Origin of the sequence: Rhizobacter sp. AJA081-3 (assembly GCF_017795745.1) — a bacterium.
GTDB lineage: Bacteria > Pseudomonadota > Gammaproteobacteria > Burkholderiales > Burkholderiaceae_C > Piscinibacter.
Window position 1 is genome coordinate 3,236,003 of the sequence record NZ_CP059067.1, and the last position, 15,696, is coordinate 3,251,698.

Annotated in this window: 28 protein-coding genes; 26 read left to right on the forward strand and 2 right to left on the reverse strand. The window is 71.5% G+C overall.

Annotated elements, in window-relative coordinates; all coding sequences use genetic code 11:
* Positions 1-17 precede the first annotated feature (17 nt).
* The 3 genes from HZ992_RS15530 to HZ992_RS15540 are packed head-to-tail and all read left to right on the forward strand — an operon-like array spanning position 18 to position 1,562.
* Complete coding sequence (locus HZ992_RS15530; protein WP_209382743.1) at positions 18-518, forward strand: hypothetical protein; 501 nt, start codon at positions 18-20, stop codon at positions 516-518.
* Entirely contained in the window at positions 515-910 is a 396-nt protein-coding gene (locus HZ992_RS15535) for a cupin domain-containing protein (protein ID WP_209382744.1), read from the forward strand. The genes HZ992_RS15530 and HZ992_RS15535 overlap by 4 nt, the downstream gene beginning before the upstream one ends.
* Before the next feature lie 25 nt (positions 911-935).
* Positions 936-1,562, forward strand: coding sequence for a LysE family translocator (locus HZ992_RS15540; RefSeq protein ID WP_209382745.1), 627 nt, complete (start codon positions 936-938; stop codon positions 1,560-1,562).
* A 24-nt stretch (positions 1,563-1,586) separates the two neighbouring features.
* Here HZ992_RS15540 and HZ992_RS15545 read toward each other — a convergent pair whose 3' ends face one another.
* Positions 1,587-1,784, reverse strand: a complete 198-nt coding sequence (locus tag HZ992_RS15545) for a hypothetical protein (protein ID WP_209382746.1) — start codon at positions 1,782-1,784, stop codon at positions 1,587-1,589.
* 22 nt (positions 1,785-1,806) lie between these two features.
* Positions 1,807-2,097 carry a DUF2834 domain-containing protein gene (locus HZ992_RS15550; protein WP_209382747.1) on the reverse strand — a complete coding sequence of 97 codons (291 nt, stop codon included), beginning with the start codon at positions 2,095-2,097 and terminating at the stop codon, positions 1,807-1,809.
* A gap of 153 nt (positions 2,098-2,250) precedes the next feature.
* Here HZ992_RS15550 and HZ992_RS15555 point away from each other — a divergent pair, with 153 nt between their 5' ends.
* The 23 genes from HZ992_RS15555 (at position 2,251) to HZ992_RS15665 (ending at position 15,670) form a co-directional block, all read left to right on the forward strand.
* Complete coding sequence (locus HZ992_RS15555) at positions 2,251-2,544, forward strand: hypothetical protein (protein ID WP_209382748.1); 294 nt, start codon at positions 2,251-2,253, stop codon at positions 2,542-2,544.
* A gap of 14 nt (positions 2,545-2,558) precedes the next feature.
* Entirely contained in the window at positions 2,559-3,068 is a 510-nt protein-coding gene (locus HZ992_RS15560; RefSeq protein ID WP_209382749.1) for a DinB family protein, read from the forward strand.
* A 178-nt stretch (positions 3,069-3,246) separates the two neighbouring features.
* A complete protein-coding gene (locus tag HZ992_RS15565; RefSeq protein ID WP_209382750.1) occupies positions 3,247-3,729 on the forward strand; it encodes a DUF6622 family protein in 483 nt (160 codons plus the stop codon).
* Positions 3,730-3,838: 109 nt separating this feature from the next.
* Positions 3,839-4,114: a DUF2277 domain-containing protein gene (locus tag HZ992_RS15570; protein ID WP_209382751.1), complete on the forward strand. Its 276-nt coding sequence runs from the start codon at positions 3,839-3,841 to the stop codon at positions 4,112-4,114.
* On the forward strand, positions 4,111-4,353 hold the full coding sequence (locus HZ992_RS15575; protein WP_209382752.1) for a DUF1653 domain-containing protein: 243 nt from the start codon (positions 4,111-4,113) through the stop codon (positions 4,351-4,353). Before HZ992_RS15570 ends, HZ992_RS15575 begins: the two co-directional genes overlap by 4 nt.
* A gap of 80 nt (positions 4,354-4,433) precedes the next feature.
* Positions 4,434-4,880 carry a CopD family protein gene (locus tag HZ992_RS15580; RefSeq protein WP_371816737.1) on the forward strand — a complete coding sequence of 149 codons (447 nt, stop codon included), beginning with the start codon at positions 4,434-4,436 and terminating at the stop codon, positions 4,878-4,880.
* Between the two features lie 16 nt (positions 4,881-4,896).
* Positions 4,897-5,478, forward strand: a complete 582-nt coding sequence (locus HZ992_RS15585; RefSeq protein ID WP_209382754.1) for a GNAT family N-acetyltransferase — start codon at positions 4,897-4,899, stop codon at positions 5,476-5,478.
* 223 nt (positions 5,479-5,701) lie between these two features.
* Positions 5,702-7,486, forward strand: coding sequence for a TonB family protein (locus HZ992_RS15590; protein ID WP_209382755.1), 1,785 nt, complete (start codon positions 5,702-5,704; stop codon positions 7,484-7,486).
* Between the two features lie 104 nt (positions 7,487-7,590).
* Positions 7,591-8,043: a DUF302 domain-containing protein gene (locus tag HZ992_RS15595; RefSeq protein ID WP_209382756.1), complete on the forward strand. Its 453-nt coding sequence runs from the start codon at positions 7,591-7,593 to the stop codon at positions 8,041-8,043.
* A 27-nt stretch (positions 8,044-8,070) separates the two neighbouring features.
* A complete protein-coding gene (locus HZ992_RS15600) occupies positions 8,071-8,868 on the forward strand; it encodes an alpha/beta fold hydrolase (RefSeq protein WP_209382757.1) in 798 nt (265 codons plus the stop codon).
* A 9-nt stretch (positions 8,869-8,877) separates the two neighbouring features.
* Entirely contained in the window at positions 8,878-9,345 is a 468-nt protein-coding gene (locus tag HZ992_RS15605; protein WP_209382758.1) for a hypothetical protein, read from the forward strand.
* A gap of 5 nt (positions 9,346-9,350) precedes the next feature.
* A complete protein-coding gene (locus HZ992_RS15610) occupies positions 9,351-9,818 on the forward strand; it encodes a GNAT family N-acetyltransferase (protein ID WP_209387193.1) in 468 nt (155 codons plus the stop codon).
* Between the two features lie 24 nt (positions 9,819-9,842).
* Complete coding sequence (locus tag HZ992_RS15615; RefSeq protein ID WP_209382759.1) at positions 9,843-10,832, forward strand: GNAT family N-acetyltransferase; 990 nt, start codon at positions 9,843-9,845, stop codon at positions 10,830-10,832.
* Between the two features lie 33 nt (positions 10,833-10,865).
* Complete coding sequence (locus HZ992_RS15620) at positions 10,866-11,117, forward strand: hypothetical protein (protein ID WP_209382760.1); 252 nt, start codon at positions 10,866-10,868, stop codon at positions 11,115-11,117.
* Between the two features lie 14 nt (positions 11,118-11,131).
* Complete coding sequence (locus HZ992_RS15625; protein ID WP_209382761.1) at positions 11,132-11,629, forward strand: hypothetical protein; 498 nt, start codon at positions 11,132-11,134, stop codon at positions 11,627-11,629.
* A 19-nt stretch (positions 11,630-11,648) separates the two neighbouring features.
* Positions 11,649-12,260, forward strand: coding sequence for a LysE family translocator (locus tag HZ992_RS15630; protein WP_209382762.1), 612 nt, complete (start codon positions 11,649-11,651; stop codon positions 12,258-12,260).
* A 46-nt stretch (positions 12,261-12,306) separates the two neighbouring features.
* Positions 12,307-12,624, forward strand: coding sequence for a DUF1161 domain-containing protein (locus HZ992_RS15635; protein WP_209382763.1), 318 nt, complete (start codon positions 12,307-12,309; stop codon positions 12,622-12,624).
* Entirely contained in the window at positions 12,621-13,418 is a 798-nt protein-coding gene (locus tag HZ992_RS15640; RefSeq protein ID WP_209382764.1) for a bestrophin-like domain, read from the forward strand. The genes HZ992_RS15635 and HZ992_RS15640 overlap by 4 nt, the downstream gene beginning before the upstream one ends.
* Positions 13,419-13,446: 28 nt before the next feature.
* Positions 13,447-13,764, forward strand: a complete 318-nt coding sequence (locus tag HZ992_RS15645) for a DUF6176 family protein (RefSeq protein WP_209382765.1) — start codon at positions 13,447-13,449, stop codon at positions 13,762-13,764.
* A gap of 13 nt (positions 13,765-13,777) precedes the next feature.
* Positions 13,778-14,179 carry a hypothetical protein gene (locus HZ992_RS15650; RefSeq protein WP_209382766.1) on the forward strand — a complete coding sequence of 134 codons (402 nt, stop codon included), beginning with the start codon at positions 13,778-13,780 and terminating at the stop codon, positions 14,177-14,179.
* Positions 14,180-14,278: 99 nt separating this feature from the next.
* Positions 14,279-14,881: a 3-keto-disaccharide hydrolase gene (locus HZ992_RS15655; RefSeq protein ID WP_209382767.1), complete on the forward strand. Its 603-nt coding sequence runs from the start codon at positions 14,279-14,281 to the stop codon at positions 14,879-14,881.
* Between the two features lie 88 nt (positions 14,882-14,969).
* Positions 14,970-15,329, forward strand: a complete 360-nt coding sequence (locus tag HZ992_RS15660; protein ID WP_209382768.1) for a hypothetical protein — start codon at positions 14,970-14,972, stop codon at positions 15,327-15,329.
* Between the two features lie 32 nt (positions 15,330-15,361).
* Complete coding sequence (locus HZ992_RS15665; RefSeq protein WP_209382769.1) at positions 15,362-15,670, forward strand: DUF1330 domain-containing protein; 309 nt, start codon at positions 15,362-15,364, stop codon at positions 15,668-15,670.
* Positions 15,671-15,696: the final 26 nt, after the last annotated feature.

The window sequence follows — 15,696 nt, forward strand, 5'->3', positions numbered from 1 at the left end:
CCCGGCGCCGTCTTGCCATGAAGCCCCTCCACGGAATCTTCGCCACCCTCATGCTCGGGCTGGCCGGCACGGCGAGCCTCGCGGCGCCCGGCCGCTCCGCCGACGCCTGCTACGTGCGCACCGAAGCCAGCGCTGCCGAGGGCACGGCCTCGGCGGCGGCAGCCAGCCACCTGGGCCTGCGGCGCAAGACCGAGCAGCTGTTCGAGGTGGACATCTCGGTGTCCGGCCCCGGCGATGCCAACTGCGCGGTCAGCGGCGTGGCCCGGCTGCGCGGGGAGCCGGGCGCCGAGGTGCTCGGCCTGGTGATCCGCCCCGACCCGAGCCGCAAGACCGGCCGCAGCGGCACGCTCTGCCAGGTCTTCGTGCAGCTCACGCCCGCGGCCGTGGAACTGCGCACCACGCGCAGTTCGTGCCAGGCCCAGTCGCTGTGCGAAGGCCGCATCGAACTCAACGGCCAGCGCTTCGAGCACGACGCCAAGCTGCCCGCCGGCAGCCCCGGCCCCTGCTTCTCGAAATGAGCGGCTTCGCGACCATGCGGCTGCCCGAGCTGCCCACCGTGGTGGCGCCGGACGGATCCGACGTGCGCGTGCTGCTCGGCCTGCCGGCCGGCGGCATGGCGCACTTCGAGCTCGCGGCGGGGCAGGTGGCCAAGGCGGTCACGCACCGCAGCGTCGACGAGCTGTGGTTCGTGCTCGCCGGGCACGGGCAGATGTGGCGCCGGCAAGGTGAGCGCGAAGAGGTGGTGGCGCTGGAGCCCGGCGTGTGCCTGAGCATCCCGCTGGGCACGCACTTCCAGTTCCGTGCCTCGGCCACCGAGGCCGTGTCGGCCGTGGCCATCACCATGCCGCCCTGGCCCGGCGAAGCCGAGGCCGTGCCGGTCGAAGGGCCCTGGCCGGCGTCGGGCGCATGAGCGCGGCCACACCAGCGAGACGAACATGATCGAAGTCACCTGGCTGCTCTTCGTCGTGGCCTCGCTGGTGCTCATCGTCACGCCCGGGCAGGACATGATCCTGGTGATGTCGCGCTCGATCGCGCAAGGCGCCGCCGCCGGCGTGGCCACCGCGGCAGGCGTCAGCGTGGGGCTCGTCGGCCACACGCTGCTGGCCACGCTCGGCCTGGGCGCCATCCTGCGCACCTCGGAGTGGCTGTTCCTAGCGCTCAAGCTCGCCGGCGCGGCCTACCTCGTCTACCTGGGCCTTCAGCTGCTGCGCACACGCGATCACGAACTCGCCATTGCGGGCGCAGCACCGCGCAGCCTGTGGCGGCTGTTCCTCGACGGGGCACTGTCCAACGTCTCGAACCCGAAGATCGCGGTCTTCTACTTCGCGTTCCTGCCGCAGTTCGTGTTGCCGGGCGCGGCGCACCCGACGCTGTCGGTGTTCGTGCTGGGCCTGCTGTTCGCCGCCCTCACCTTCGTCGTCAAGGGGCCGGTGGGGCTGGCGGCAGGTGCGCTGTCGGGGTGGCTGCGGGAGCGGCCGCGTGTGCTGACCTGGCTGTACCGCGGCAGCGGTGCCGTGCTCGTGGGCCTGGGGCTCAAACTCGCCTTCGAGAGGCGCGCCTGAACCGAGCCGCTGCGCGCCGCGGGCTCAGCGTTTGGCGATCTTCTTGCGCTCCGGAGCCGGCGCATCCGTCGGCCAGCCGCAGGAGGCCACGAGCAGGGTGCGCACGGTGTTCTTCGATGGCGTGTCGATCGGCTCGATGCGGGCGTTGAGCCTCGATGCGTCGCGGGTCACGGGCTTGCCGGTCTTCTGGCGGGTGGGGGAACTGTCGAGAATGGAAGTCATGCGCGCCTTTCGAAGGCGGATTCTACGTGGGCATGGCAGCCCGCCGCGTGAGCAGGTACAGCAGCGGGCCGAACGAGCCGGCCGCCAGCGTCAGCACGATCCAGGGCAGCGGGTGGCGGCCGCTCGCCCGCGCGTCGCGCCACATCCAGGCCATCACCAGCGCGAGCGCGACGCCAAGGTCGGCCAGCACCTGCAGGCCGGCCAGGTTCTCGAACTGGTGTTCGAAGATGCCCCAGTAGCCGTGCTGCCACATCGCCATCGCGCTGAGCGCGCCGAAGCCGAGCAGGACGATGATCAGGATCGTGCGGTGCATGTCGATATCTCCAGAAGTTGAACGCAGTGTGGTGCGCGCAGGCACCGGCGACAATGACCTCGCAGGTCAAGCCGCGCGGCGACTTCGTTCGCGGGATGGCCGCAGCGGCAGCAGGGCCGCAGCATGGCGAGCCAGCGCAAGGACATCCCGCCCATGACCTTCGAACAAGAGCTCTACCAGCGCATCGACGAGGTGCTGCACTACCTGTGGGACCCGATCGGCGTGGCGCGCGAGCCCTTCGCCCGCGACGAGTACGCCGCCTACGTGCCCGAGGTGTTCGGCCTCGTCGCCGAAGGCGCCGGCGAGCAGCAGCTGATGGGCTACCTGCTGCAGGTCGAGGGCGACGCGATGGGCCTGGCCGCGCGGCCGAGCCACGCACGCCGCATCGCCGAGATGCTGGTGGAGTGGCGCGACGTGCTGGAACAGAAGTACTCCGAAACACCTTGATTCCCGTTCACGCCATGAGCTCATCCACCCTGCTTCTCTCGCTGTTCAAGTACAAGGCCTGGGCCAACGCCGAGTTGTTCGCCGAACTCGACAAGCTCGATGCGCAGGCGCGGCAGGCCGAGCGCCACCTGGCGATCCGCCTGCTCAACCACATCCACGTCGTCGACCGCATCTTCGCGGCGCACCTGGCCGGTCAGCCGCACGCCTACACCGCCACGAACACGCCCGAGACGCCCACGCTCGCCGAGCTGCGCGATGCCGTGGCGCAGACGGACCGCTGGTACGTGGCGTACATCGAGGGGCTGGCACCGCGGCAGCTCGAAGAGACGCTCCAGTTCGTGTTCACCGACGGCGCCAACGGGTTGATGTCGCGCGAGGAGATGCTGGCCCACGTGGCCACCCACGGCGGCTACCACCGGGGCGCGGTCGGTCGCATCATGGCGCAGGCCGACGTGCCGCCGCCTCGCGACATCTTCACCGTCTACCTGCATCGCGCCGAACCCGGGCGCCGCGAAAGGGGCTGAGGAGACAGGCCTCGCCGGGGCCGCGACGCCCGGCACCGACCCTCGCCTCGCGCCCGCCGTCGCACGCTTCACGCCGCGCGGCGGCGTTTCGTCGCAAGGCGCTCGCCGGTCCCCGGCGGCCCCGGCACAGTGAGCCCATCGCCACTGAACACCGGCCACGGCCGCCCAGGAGTCCACCATGATCAGCCACATCCCCGTCTGGGTCTTCTTCGTGCTCTTCGGCCTGATGGCGCTGGGCTATCGCCTGTCGCGCACCCGCCTGGTCCGGCCCGGCACGGTCGCCCTGATCGCTTTCGCGATGCTCGCCTACTCGCTGTACGGCGTGACCTCGGCCTTCGGCGTCGATGCCCTGCCGCTGGCAGCATGGGCCGGCGGCATCGCCGCGGCCATCATGCTGGGCAGCCAGGTCATCGGCTCACGCGGGTTGAGCCGCGAAGGCGAGCGCGTGCGGGTCGCCGGAAGCTGGTGGCCGATGGTGCTGCTGATCGCCATCTTCGCCGTCAAGTTCGCGTTGGGCCTGGCCCGCGGCGTGGGTTCGCCGGTGGTCGAGGCCGCCTGGTGCGTCGGCGCGGCAAGTGCCGTGTTCGGCCTGATCAGCGGCAGCTTCGCGGCCCGGGCCCTGGCCGTGCACCGCTTCGCGGACGCGGCGCGCGCCGCCTGATCCGCCTCGGGCACTTCGCCCGGGGCCGGGTTGCCAGCGCCGCCTGCATTGCCGATACTGCGGCGCCGCTGCCGGGCCACCGGCATCCACCCCCCACGCGGAGATGCCCATGTGCCGCAACATCCGGACGCTGTTCAACTTCGAGCCCCCGGCCACCGAGCTCGAGATCCGCGACGCTTCGCTGCAGTTCGTGCGCAAGCTCAGCGGATTCAACCTGCCCTCGCGCGCCAACGAGGCTGCCTTCGAGCGGGCCGTCGAGCAGGTGGCCGCCTCGGCGCGTGAGCTGATCGGCTCGCTGATCACCACGGCCCAACCGCGCGATCGCGAGACCGAGGCCGCCCGCGCCCGCGCCCGTTCGGCCGCACGTTTCGGGCGCACGGCATGAGCGACCTGCCGCCTCTGCCGCCGCTCGCGCCCGGCCGCTACCGCCACTACAAGGGCGGCGACTACGAGGTCGTGGCCGTGGTGCGCCACAGCGAGACACTCGAGCCGCTGGTCCTGTACCGAGCGCTGTACGGCGACGGCGGCCTGTGGGTGCGGCCGCACGCGATGTTCCTCGAACAGGTCGAGTCCGAAGGCCGGCGGATGCCGCGCTTCAGCCCTGCGGCCGACACCACCGCCTGAATGCGGCGATGATCCGGACCGCCGCGCCTCGACGTCGCGGCGCCCGCAACCCGCACGCACTTCTCACAGGCCGCTGAATGATGCGACAAGCACTGATCCTCGTTCACCTGCTCGGCGCGATCCTGTGGATCGGCGGCATGTTCTTCGCCTATGTCTGCCTGCGTCCGGCCGCCGCCCAGGTGCTCGAGCCGCCGCAGCGCCTGCCCTTGTGGTCGGCCACCTTCGCTCGCTTCCTGCCGGCCGCCGCCGTGGCGGTGCTCGCCTTGCTGGCTACCGGCTTCGCCATGCTGGCGCAGACCGGCTTCGCGCAGGCACCCATCGGCTGGCACCTGATGCTGGCGCTGGGCCTGCTCATGTCGGCGGTATTCGCCTACGTCCATGCGGTGCTCTATCCGAAGCTGCGTTCCGCCTGCGCCGAGGCCGCGTGGCCGCGGGCAGCGCAAGCCCTCAACGGCATCCGCCGCATGGTCGCGCTCAATCTCGTGCTGGGCATCCTCACGGTGGTGGCAGCGATCTCGGCGCGCTGATCGACGCGCGAGCACCATGAGCTTCCCGCTGATCACGCACATCGAGGCCGAGCGGATCGCCTTGCGGCCGGTGGCCGCGACGGACCTGCCGGCGCTGCTGGCCATCAATGGCGACCCACAGGTGACGCAGTTCCTGCCGTACGCCACCTGGTCGTCGCTGGACGACGGCGCGGCCTGGCTCGCGCGCATGGAGGCGCTCGGCGCCACGGGCACCGGGCAGCAACTCGTCGTCGTGCGCCGGGCCGACGTGGCCGTGATCGGCACGCTGCTGCTCTTCAAGCACGACGCCGGCAGCCAGCGCCTCGAACTGGGGTACGTGCTCGGCCGCGCCCACTGGGGCCAGGGGCTGATGCGCGAGGCGCTGCAGGCGGTGTGCAGCCAGCTCTTCGGCACGCTGGGCGTGCGCCGCATCGAGGCGGAGGTGAATCCGGCCAACGTCGCCTCCTGCCGGCTGCTGGCCCGGGTGGGCTTCACGCTCGAGGGCACGCTGCGCCAGCGCTGGGTCGGCAAGGGCATCACCTACGACACCCAGGTCTTCGGTTGCCTCTCGCACGAGTGGCCGCAGGGCGCCGGGGCAATCACGCCGGCGCCGGGCTGACCAAGGGACCGGCACGCGCGGGCACGGCAGACGCGGCCCGTTGCCCAGGGGGGCCATGGCCGGATCCGCGAGAATCGGTGCAATGGCCCAGATGCGGAACTCGAACGACTCCCGCGTGGCCGCGCCTGGGCCGGCGCGGCCGCCGGGGCCCGGGCGATCTTCGAGTGACGGGCGGCGCGGGCAGGGACTGATCCGAAGCACGGGCCGTGATCGCAGGCCCCAGGTGATCGCGCTGGTGGTTTCGCTGCTGAGCCACGCCCTGCTGTTGATGCTGACGTTCGGCGGTGACCCCCGCGGGCTCCCGGGGCTCGTGCTCCCCTGGCAGGATCGACGCGTCGAGGTGCCCGACCTGCGCATCGTGCTCGTCTCGCCGCGCGCCGCCCCCGCACCGCCACCGGCGCGGCCGGTGGCGCAGGCGTCGCCGGCACGGATCGATCCGCCGGTGGCCCGCCCGCCGCGCCCCGCGCCGCCCAAGGCGCCTGCGCGGCCACCGAAAGCCAAGGCCGTGGCCCAGGCGCCGGCGGCCGAACCGGCCGTGCAGGCCAAGGCGACGCCGATCATTCAGGAGGAGCCAACGGTTCCAGCGGAGCCCCCTGCGGTCCCGGCGATCTCCGAGACTCCCGCGATTCCCGCGATCACCCCGATTCCCGCGGAAGCACCTGCGCCCGCTGCGGAACCCGAACGCGTGGCGCCCGCGCCGGCCGCGCCGCCGGAGGTCGCCGCTGCGGTGCCGGCCGAAGCGCCGCAGCCGGTCGCAGGCCCCGCGCCCGTCGCGCCGCCCACCGTGATCGCGGTGGCACCCAGCGCGTCGAGCCCGCAGATGCTGCCCTCGCCGCAGCGCGAATCCGACGAAGCCGCGTTGCAGGCACAGCGCGAGGAAGCCGCTCGCCAGGAAGCGGCCCGCGTCGAGGCCGAACGGCAGGAGGCTGAACGGCAGGAGACTGCACGGCGCGAGACCGAACGTCAGGACGCTGCGCGACAGGCTTCGGCCCAGCAGGAGAGAGAGCGACAGGAGGCTGCACGGCAGGAAGCCGCTCGCATCGACGCCGCACGGCGCGAGGCCGAACGTCAGGAGGCGACTCGACAGGCTGCGGCCCAGCAGGAGACGCAACGCCAGGAGACGGCTCGACAGGAAGCCGCTCGCATCGAGGCCGCACGGCAGGAAGCAGAACGCCAGGAATCCGCACGACAGGCAGCGTCTCAACAGGAGTCGCAGCGCCAGGAGGCGGCGCGGCAGGCGGCGGCTCAACAGGAGTCACAGCGCCAGGAGGCGGCGCGGCAGGAAGCCGCCCGGCAAGTCGCGGCTCGGCAGGAGGCAGAGCGCCAGGAGGCGGCAAGACAGGAGGCGGCGCGCCAGGAAGCCGCTCGCGTCGAAGCCGCACGGCGAGAGGCCGACCGCGCGGCCGCTGCGCGGCAGGCGGCGGCGCAGCTGGAGGGGCAGCGCCAGGAAGCCGCTCGTGCCGAGGCGGCACGGCAGGAAGCTGCGCGTCAGGCCGCAGCGGCACAGGAGGCCGCACGCGTTCAGGCCGCACGAGACGAGGAGGAGGCGCGACGGGAAGCGGTGCGCCGCGCCATCGGACGCCAGCTCGACGAGGAGGCCGACCGGCGCGACGCTGCCGCACGCCAGCCCAATGCCCTGCCCTACTCCTTGAGCACCGCGCGGCGCGTCAGGCTCTGGGGCCGCACCGACCCGAACGCGGAGCTGGTCCAGTACGCGGAGGCCTGGGCCCGCAAGATCCAGTTCAACACGACGCTCGACACGGTCCGCGCGGTGGCCCAGCGCCCCCACACGCCACCGATGGTGACGGTCGCCGTGCGCAGCGACGGATCCGTGGAGTCGGTGACGATCGTGACCTCCAGCGGCGTGGCGGAAGTCGATGAAGCCATCCGGCGCATCGTGGAGGCCCAGCGGCCCTACCCGGCCTTCCCGCCCAACCTGGCTCGCGCGTACGACGTGATCGAGATCCGCCGGACCTGGTACTTCGATTCGGCCGTGCGGCTGCAGTGACCGGGGTCGACCGCGCAGGATCGGAGCCGCAGGCTTCGCGGGATACGGCAGCGATGGATCGGAAGGCATACTGGCCGCCTCCTCCATCCAGCAGGGTCCGGCCCATGAAGTTGTCGTCTGCAATCCTCGCGTTCGTGCTGGCCGCGGCGAGCGTCGCCGCCAGCGCCGCCGATGGGCTGATCGAGCTGAAGAGCCCGCACGCAGCCAAGGCCACCATGGACAAGCTCGAAGAGCTGGTCAAGCAGCGCGGCCTGAGTGTCTTCGCCCGGATCGATCACGCGGCGGGCGCGGCCAAGGTCAACAAGAGCCTGCGCGCCACCGAGCTGCTGATCTTCGGCAACCCGCAGGGCGGCACGCCGCTGATGGAGTGCGCGCAGACGGCCGGCATCGACCTGCCGCTCAAGGCGCTCGTCTGGGAAGACGCCGCCGGCCAGGTCTGGCTGGGCTACAACGACCCGGCCTACCTCGCCGCGCGGCATGGCGCCGCAGCCTGCCCGGTGGTCGAGAACCTGCGCAAGGCCCTGGGCGGCCTGGCCGAGGCCACGGTCGCGCGCTGAGCGAAGGCGCACCGGGGGCAGGCGCACATGGCAGTGTCCGACGTCTTCGTCCGCGAGTCCGGCAGCGGGCCTGGCGTCGTGTGCCTGCACTCCAACGCCAGTTCATCCAGCCAGTGGCGTGGGCTGATGGACAGCCTGTCGCCGCAGCACCGGGTGCTGGCGCCCGATGCCTACGGTGCGGGCAAGAGCCCCGACTGGCCGCTGGATCGCCCACCGGCCCTGGCCGACGAGGCCGAGTTCATCGAGCCGGTGTTGCAGCGGGCCGGCTCGCCGCTGGTGCTGGTGGGCCATTCCTACGGCGCGGCGGTGGCGCTGATCGCCGCGCTTCGGCAGCCGGCGCGCGTGAAGGCGCTGATGCTGTACGAGCCCACGCTGTTCTCGTTGATCGAGTCGGAGTCGCCGCAGCCCAATGCCGCCGACGGGATCCGCCATGCCGTGGCGGCGGCCGCAGCGGCCCTCGATCGCGGCGACGCAAAGGGGGCGGCCGAACAGTTCATCGACTACTGGATGGGCGCGGGCAGCTGGGCGGGCATGCCCGAATCGCGCCAGCTGCCGATCGCCGCCTCGGTGAGGAACGTGCGGCACTGGGCGCAGGCGCTGTTCACCGAACCCACGCCGCTGGCGGCCTTCCGCTCGCTCGACCTGCCCGTGCTGTACATGGTCGGCGGCCGGTCGACCGCGGCGGCACTTGGCGTGGCCCGGCTGCTCGCGCCCGCGCTGCCGCGCGCCACGCTGCATCGGTTCGACACGCTCGGCCACATGGGCCCGGTGACCGACCCCGAGCCGGTCAACCGGGTGATCGAGGACTTCCTCGCCCGTCTCTGACCTTTCCGCATGACTGCTGGCAATGATCCCCACCGCCTGCGCTGGATGACCGGCCCGGCGCTCGCCCTGGCTGCTGCGATGGCGGGCATGGTGCCTGCGGCCACGGCCGCGCAGGACGCGGCGCTGCTCCAGGCCCTGCAAGGCGTCTGGTGCAACTCGAACGACGGCGGCCGCACCTGCTGGGCCTACGACGAGTTCTTCGCCGACGGCAGCTTCGAAGCCTGCGGGCGCACCGACGACGACCCGCGTCCGTTCCGCGGCGGAGGGCCGGTCAGCGTGAGCGGCCGCCGCATGTGCTACACGGTCGCCTTCGCCAGCGACAACTTCTGGCTGCGGCCGGGTGGCCGCTATTGCACCGACATCCTGTCCATCGACGCCCGCACGCACCGCTACCGCGACATCGACACGCAGAAGGAGTTCACCCTTCACCGCGTGGCGCACGGCGCCAGGCGCTGCCCGGCCGACAAACTGCCATGAGCCCCGTGCACATCTCCTTCGAGTCCCCCGACCAGCCCGAAGTCATCGCGCTGATCGCGCAGCTCGATGCCTACCAGGACACCCTCTATCCGCCGGAGAGCCGCCACTCGCTCGATCTGCGCACGCTGGTGCAGCCACATGTGATCTTCGCGGTGGCGCGCTCGGCCGACGGCCGAGCCGTGGGCTGTGGCGCCGTGGTGCTGGGCGATGGCGACGGCGAGCTCAAGCGCATGTACGTGACGCCCGAGTGCCGGGGCCTGGGAACAGCGAAGCAGTTGCTCGATCGGCTCGAATCGGCGGCGCAGGCACGCGGCTGCCGGCGGCTGAGGCTGGAGACCGGGCCCTACCAGCCCGAAGCGCTCGGCCTGTACGCGCGCTGCGGCTACACGCGCTGCGCGCGTTTCGGCAGTTACGCCGACGACCCGCTGAGCGTGTTCATGCACAAGGCGCTGGCGGCCGCCCCGGCGGCCTGATCGCAGCGCCGCACGAGCCGCCCCATGCGCATCGTCCACGCCGAGGGCCTGACGCTCGAGCCGCAAGTCGCGGCGCATGCCGCAGAGATGTTCGCCGTGCTCAGCGACCCGGCGATCTACGAGTACGAGAACGCACCGCCACAGTCGCTGCAAGGCCTGCGCGAACGTTTCGCCGAGCTCGAATCGCGGCGCTCGCCGAACGGCCGCGAGCAGTGGCTGAACTGGGTCATGCGGCTGCAGGAGGGCACACTGATCGGCTACGTGCAGGCCACCGTCTACCCCGGCGGCCACGCGGCCATCGCCTACGAGCTGGGCAGTGCCTGGTGGGGCCGCGGCCTGGCACGGCGAGCTGTGGAGGCGATGCTCGGCGAGCTGGCCGAACGCTTCGGCGTGCGCCACGTGTCGGCCGTGCTCAAGCAGGAAAACCAGCGCTCACGGCGACTGCTCGATCGGCTCGGCTTCGCGATGGCCTCGCCGGACGAGCATGCGCGGCGAGAGGTGGAGCGCGACGAGCACCTGATGTTGCGCGAACTCGAGGGCTCGAGCAGCCTGCCCGCCGTGCTGGCCCGGCTGCGCGCGCTGGCGGTCGAGCTGCCCCCGGGGCCGGTGCGCGTCGATGGTTACGGCGATTCGCCGGATCTCTCGCAGTCGCTGCTGGCGCTGATCGTCGAAGGCCGCAAACGCGCCGGCACCGGCCTGCTGTGGGCGATGGAGGCGGAGAACGAGGCGCTGCCGCAGGTCGGGCAGATCGAGATCGTCGTCGACCACCGCAACGAGCCGGCCTTGATCACCCGCATCACGCAGGTGCAGGTGCTGCCCTACGGCGAGGTGACGGCCGAATACGCCGCCATCGAAGGCGAAGGCGACGGCTCGCTGGCCTTCTGGCGCGAGGCGCACTGGGCCTTCTTCTCGCGCGAATGCCGCCGCATCGGCCGCGAGCCGTCGTTGGCCATGCCGGTGGTGTGCAGCGTGTTCGAACTGCTCGCCGTCGTGAGCCCCGCCCACAGGCGCTAAGCTCGCGCTGTGTCGAACACCACAGGCGCTGTCATGGAACCGCAGGAAATTCGCATCGTGCTGGGCTTCTCGTCGGACGACCAGGCCTGGTTGCGGCGCTCGTCGATCACGGTGCCGAAGTACTGGCAGGGCCATTCGGTAGCGCCTGCCACGGGCGACGCCATCCGCATCGGCGGGCGCCAGTTCATCATCCAGGGCCGCGCCTGGGAGCACGACGGCGGCACGCCGGTGCTGCGCCTGCTGCTCAGCAGCGGCCACGCGGAAAGCGACACGGTGTTCGGTTGAGGGCCGCGGTGACGATGTCGCAGCCTGAACCGCCGGCCCCCACGGCCGAGTACATCGAGCTCAAGGCCTTTCTGAAGTACTTCAGCGAGCGCTTCGCTGCCGCGCGCGCCATGGCGCCGGAGCAGCGGCCGCTGGCGCTGGTCGAGGCGGCCGAGCGCGACGATCCCGCGCGGGCGCCGGGCAGCCTGCGCATGGCGGTGAACGACTGCATGGAGCTGTCCAGCCACTGGCCCTGGACCCAGGTGGCGGCGCTGGATGCGGAAATGCACGCCAAGGGACTGCTCTCCTTGTCGCAGGTGCGCCAGCGGGTCTGGGGCCGCTACGCCGCCATCGTCAAGCATGGCCAGGTGCGCAACGACGCCGATGCGCAGGTGGTGCGCGCCGTGCTGGCCGACGCCGTGCTCGCCGCCGCGCTGCCGCAGGCGGAGCGCGCGACGCTGAAATCCGTGCTGGCAGCCCACGATCGCCGCCGCGTCGAGGCGCCACCGCCCGTGCGGGGCCGGCGGCGCTGAGCCGATCACGCCTTCGCTCATGAACCTGGACACCTGGCTCGTCTACCTGCTGGCCTCGATCGGCCTGTCGCTGTCTCCAGGCCCCAACGGGCTGCTGGCGCTCACGCACGGCGCGATGCACGGGCCGCGCAAGACGCTGTTCACCATCCTCGGCGGCTCGGTGGGCTTCATCGCCGTGGTCGCGCTGTCGATGTTCGGCATCGGCGCGTTGCTGCAGACCTCGCTGCTGTGGCTCACGGTCATGAAGTGGGTGGGCGGCGCGTACCTCGTGTGGCTGGGCATCCAGGTCTGGCGCTCGCCGCCGATCGGCCTGCCGGTGCCGGCCGCGGCGGCGCCGCGCGCAGGCTGGTCGCTGTTCCGCCAGGGGCTGCTGTCGGCGGTCACCAACCCGAAGGGGCTGCTCTTCTTCGCCGCCTTCCTGCCGCAGTTCATCGACCCGGCGCGCAGCCTGTTCGTGCAGTTCGTCGTGATGGCCGGCACCTTCGCGCTGATCGAGATCGGCACCGAGCTGTTCATCGCCCACATGGCGCACCGCATCAGCCCCTGGCTCGAACGTGTGGGGCGGCGCTTCAACCAGGCCTGCGGCGGCGTCTTCATCGCCATCGGCGTGGTGCTGCCCTTGCGCCAGTGAGCAGCGGCGCAGGCATCCCCCGGAACCATCGGCGCAGGAGACCGATATGACGCGTTTCGCCCTCGCCCTGATCGCCCCGCTGCTGGCACTGGCCGCACCGGCCGGCGCGGCCGACACCTGCGAGGCCATCCAGGCCCGCATCGACGCGAAGATCCGCGCCTCCGGGGTGCAGTCGTTCACGCTGCGCACTGTCGATGCCGCCGCCAAGGTCGAAGGCAAGGTGGTCGGTAGCTGCGACCTGGGCACGAAGAAGATCGTCTATGCGCAAGGCGGCGCGGCGGCCCGGCCCGGCAAGGACGCCATCCTCACCGAGTGCAAGGACGGCACGGTCTCGCTGGGTGGCGACTGCCGCAAGCAGCCGTGAAGGAGCTGCTCTACGACACCGACAGCGCGCTGATCGCCGGCGTGCTGTTCGTCTCGATGGCGGTGGCCATCGAGATCGGCCTGCGTGTCGGCCGCCGGCGCAGCGCGCCCACGAACGATGCAGCCAAGGAACACATCAACGGCATCCAGTCGGCCATCCTCGGCATCCTGGCGCTGCTGCTGGGCTTCACCTTCTCGCTTTCGCTGCAGCGCTTCGACAGCCGCAGCGAGGCGGTGGTCGACGAGGCCAACGCCATCGGCACCGCCTGGCTGCGCACGCAGTTGCTGCCCGCCGCCCTGCGCGGCGAAGGCCCAGCGCTGCTGCGCGATTACACCGGCGCGCGCGTGCAGGCCAGCACGCTGACGCTGGCCGACCGCGCGCAGCTCGACGCGCTGATGGCCCGTGCGGCGCAGCAGCAGACGGCCTTGTGGGCCGTGGCGCGGCGCGCCCTCGAACTCGACCCGAATTCGTACACGCCGATCCTCTTCATCGAGTCGGTCAACACGCTCATCGACAGCTTCGGCAAGCGCGACGCGGCGCTGCAGCGCCACGTGCCGGAGTTCGTGCTGATGCTGCTGTACGTGACCTTCCTGATGGCCGGCGCGATCGTCGGCTACGCCTGCGGCGTGGGCGGCCACCGGCCGTCGATGGCCAGCTACATCATGGTCGTGCTGATCGTCGTGCTGGTGTTCATCATCCTCGACCTCGACCGCCCGCGGCGCGGCCTGATCCAGGTCAGCCAGAAAAGCCTGATTGACCTGCACGCTGGCATGCGTGCCGACGCGTCCCGTTGAACCGAACGCCCACACTCCGGAGGCCCCCATGCTCACCTTCTCGTTCGCCCGCATCCGCGCCGGCCAGGAAGACCGGCTGCGCGACTGGCTCGCCGAACTCGCCACCCGCCAGGACGAGGCGCGACAGTCGCTCGCCCAGGAAGGCACGCGCCACGAGCAGCTCTACGTGCTGCCCGGCGCGGAGGGCGCGGTGCTCGTCTACGTGATGGAAGCGGAAGACGTGCAGCGCGCCTACTCGGCCTACGGCGCCTCGCAGCTGCCGATCGACCTGGAGCACCAGGCGGTGCTGGCGCAGGTGCTGGAAGCGCCGCTGGTGATCGCGCCTCTGTACGAATGTTCGGCCTAGCCGGCCACGCCACATGGACGTGCTCTTCGTCGACCTGCTGAACTGGCTGGAATACACGCAGGACGACGCCGGCCGCCTGTGGCTGGCCGACTATCCCGGCTCGCCGAAGGCTCCCGCCGATCTGGGGGAGTCGCGCGAGATTCACGGGTCGCCCGAGCGGCTGGCCGCGCTGGTGGAACTGCTCAAGGTGCTCGCGCATCATGCGCCGCAGGTGCACCGCCATGCACCGATCGTGCAGCCCCACCTCGGTGCGATCTCGCAGCTGGCGCGGGCGATGGGCGCCGGATTGCCGCTGGACGCGGCGCTCACGGAAGCACGCCGCTGCTTCGAGTGGACGCCGCTGCCCGGGGCCTGGGGCGAGGCCGTGGCCGCGGCATGGGCGCAACTCGATGCCGGGATCGACGCCATACGGTGAAGCCCACCCCTCGGCGCGCTTGTGCAAACCCATGCGCTGCCGGCAAGATCGTGGCCACGGACGCCCGCCGGGTGGCCGACACCTCCGGGAGACAAGAGCATGAAGATTCCTCGATCGCTGCGCCTGGCCGCAGCAGCCGCTGCCGCCGCGGCCCTGGCCGGCTGCGCCTCGATGCCGGGCCTGGGCGGATGGACCACGCTGGTCGACGGCACCCAGGGCCTGGACAACTTCAACCGCGTCGGCGAGGCCAACTGGTCCGGCGCCGACGGCGCCATCCAGGCCAGCGCCGGCGGCAAGACGCCGGCCTACCTGGTGACCAAGGTTTCGTACAAGGACTTCGTCATCCGCGCCGAGTTCTGGTCCAGCGACGACGCCAACAGCGGCATCTTCGTGCGCTGCCAGGACCCGGCCAGCATCACCGATGAGAACTGCTACGAGGCCAACATCTTCGACCAGCGGCCCGACCCGAGCTACGGCACCGGCGCGATCGTCAAGGTGGCCAAGGCGCCGGACCCGATGCCCAAGGCCGGCGGCAAGTGGAACACCTACGAGATCACGGCGCAGGGCGACCGCCTCGTGCTGGTGCTCAACGGCACGAAGACGGTCGACGTGCGCGACGCGAAGCTGGCCAGCGGACCGATCGCGTTGCAATGGGGCCGCGGTGTCGTGAAGTTTCGCAAGGTGCAGATCAAGGCCCTGTGACCCCCGCAGCCGCTCCGCAGGCGAATCGGCGCGCTTGGGCTAGCATCGCGCCGATTCATCTTCCGGGTGGCTGTCGCCCGGCCCGACCATGCCACGCTTCGACGTCCTCGCCGGACGCATCCTCATCGGCCATTCCGAGCTCGACCATGGCGATCCGCCGATGGGCGTGGCCGCCGGCCGCTTCATGCCGACGGCGGCCTACGCGGCCATCCAGGCCCGCGTGATCGCCACGCGCGACGGTTCGCAGCTCGGCCTGACGCTGCGTGTGCTGGCTCCCGACGGCCGCGAGCTCGCTGCCGACGGCCAGGTGCAGATCCTCGACTTCTCGCCCGAGCTGGGGCCGGACGGCATGGAAGTGCAGGTGCTGGGCATCGAGTCGCCGACCTACGCCGAGCTGTTCCCCACGCAGGCGGCGGCGTTCGCCGTCACGCGGCGCGACGGCGACTGAGCTGCCGCGCGGCCGATTTCAGGAGAATGACCATGCCCAAGGGCTACTGGATCGCCCATGTCGACGTGCGCGACGCCGAGCAGTACAAGGCCTACGTCGCCGCCAACGCGAAGCCGCTGGCCGAGTTCGGCGGGCGCTTCCTCGCGCGCGGCGGCCGCTTCGAGAACCCCGAAGGCAGCGCACGCAGCCGCAACGTGGTGATCGAGTTCCCCACGTACCAGGCAGCGCTGGACTGCTGGAACTCGCCGGGTTACCAGGCGGCCATCAAGCTGCGCCAGCCGGTCTCGGTGGCCGACATCGTCATCGTCGAGGGCTACGACGGCCCGCAGCCCGGCCAGTGACCCGGCGCCGCGCCGGCGCCGCAAAG

Excerpts from the sequence above, each read along its gene's own strand:
- HZ992_RS15530 (WP_209382743.1), top strand. The coding sequence starts at position 18 with ATGAAGCCCCTCCACGGAATCTTCGCCACCCTCATGCTCGGGCTGGCC.
- HZ992_RS15535 (WP_209382744.1), top strand. The coding sequence starts at position 515 with ATGAGCGGCTTCGCGACCATGCGGCTGCCCGAGCTGCCCACCGTGGTG.
- HZ992_RS15540 (WP_209382745.1), top strand. The coding sequence starts at position 936 with ATGATCGAAGTCACCTGGCTGCTCTTCGTCGTGGCCTCGCTGGTGCTC.
- HZ992_RS15545 (WP_209382746.1), bottom strand. The coding sequence starts at position 1,784 with ATGACTTCCATTCTCGACAGTTCCCCCACCCGCCAGAAGACCGGCAAG.
- HZ992_RS15550 (WP_209382747.1), bottom strand. The coding sequence starts at position 2,097 with ATGCACCGCACGATCCTGATCATCGTCCTGCTCGGCTTCGGCGCGCTC.
- HZ992_RS15555 (WP_209382748.1), top strand. The coding sequence starts at position 2,251 with ATGACCTTCGAACAAGAGCTCTACCAGCGCATCGACGAGGTGCTGCAC.
- HZ992_RS15560 (WP_209382749.1), top strand. The coding sequence starts at position 2,559 with ATGAGCTCATCCACCCTGCTTCTCTCGCTGTTCAAGTACAAGGCCTGG.
- HZ992_RS15565 (WP_209382750.1), top strand. The coding sequence starts at position 3,247 with ATGATCAGCCACATCCCCGTCTGGGTCTTCTTCGTGCTCTTCGGCCTG.
- HZ992_RS15570 (WP_209382751.1), top strand. The coding sequence starts at position 3,839 with ATGTGCCGCAACATCCGGACGCTGTTCAACTTCGAGCCCCCGGCCACC.
- HZ992_RS15575 (WP_209382752.1), top strand. The coding sequence starts at position 4,111 with ATGAGCGACCTGCCGCCTCTGCCGCCGCTCGCGCCCGGCCGCTACCGC.
- HZ992_RS15580 (WP_371816737.1), top strand. The coding sequence starts at position 4,434 with ATGCGACAAGCACTGATCCTCGTTCACCTGCTCGGCGCGATCCTGTGG.
- HZ992_RS15585 (WP_209382754.1), top strand. The coding sequence starts at position 4,897 with ATGAGCTTCCCGCTGATCACGCACATCGAGGCCGAGCGGATCGCCTTG.
- HZ992_RS15595 (WP_209382756.1), top strand. The coding sequence starts at position 7,591 with ATGAAGTTGTCGTCTGCAATCCTCGCGTTCGTGCTGGCCGCGGCGAGC.
- HZ992_RS15600 (WP_209382757.1), top strand. The coding sequence starts at position 8,071 with ATGGCAGTGTCCGACGTCTTCGTCCGCGAGTCCGGCAGCGGGCCTGGC.
- HZ992_RS15605 (WP_209382758.1), top strand. The coding sequence starts at position 8,878 with ATGACTGCTGGCAATGATCCCCACCGCCTGCGCTGGATGACCGGCCCG.
- HZ992_RS15615 (WP_209382759.1), top strand. The coding sequence starts at position 9,843 with ATGCGCATCGTCCACGCCGAGGGCCTGACGCTCGAGCCGCAAGTCGCG.
- HZ992_RS15620 (WP_209382760.1), top strand. The coding sequence starts at position 10,866 with ATGGAACCGCAGGAAATTCGCATCGTGCTGGGCTTCTCGTCGGACGAC.
- HZ992_RS15625 (WP_209382761.1), top strand. The coding sequence starts at position 11,132 with ATGTCGCAGCCTGAACCGCCGGCCCCCACGGCCGAGTACATCGAGCTC.
- HZ992_RS15630 (WP_209382762.1), top strand. The coding sequence starts at position 11,649 with ATGAACCTGGACACCTGGCTCGTCTACCTGCTGGCCTCGATCGGCCTG.
- HZ992_RS15635 (WP_209382763.1), top strand. The coding sequence starts at position 12,307 with ATGACGCGTTTCGCCCTCGCCCTGATCGCCCCGCTGCTGGCACTGGCC.
- HZ992_RS15645 (WP_209382765.1), top strand. The coding sequence starts at position 13,447 with ATGCTCACCTTCTCGTTCGCCCGCATCCGCGCCGGCCAGGAAGACCGG.
- HZ992_RS15650 (WP_209382766.1), top strand. The coding sequence starts at position 13,778 with ATGGACGTGCTCTTCGTCGACCTGCTGAACTGGCTGGAATACACGCAG.
- HZ992_RS15655 (WP_209382767.1), top strand. The coding sequence starts at position 14,279 with ATGAAGATTCCTCGATCGCTGCGCCTGGCCGCAGCAGCCGCTGCCGCC.
- HZ992_RS15660 (WP_209382768.1), top strand. The coding sequence starts at position 14,970 with ATGCCACGCTTCGACGTCCTCGCCGGACGCATCCTCATCGGCCATTCC.
- HZ992_RS15665 (WP_209382769.1), top strand. The coding sequence starts at position 15,362 with ATGCCCAAGGGCTACTGGATCGCCCATGTCGACGTGCGCGACGCCGAG.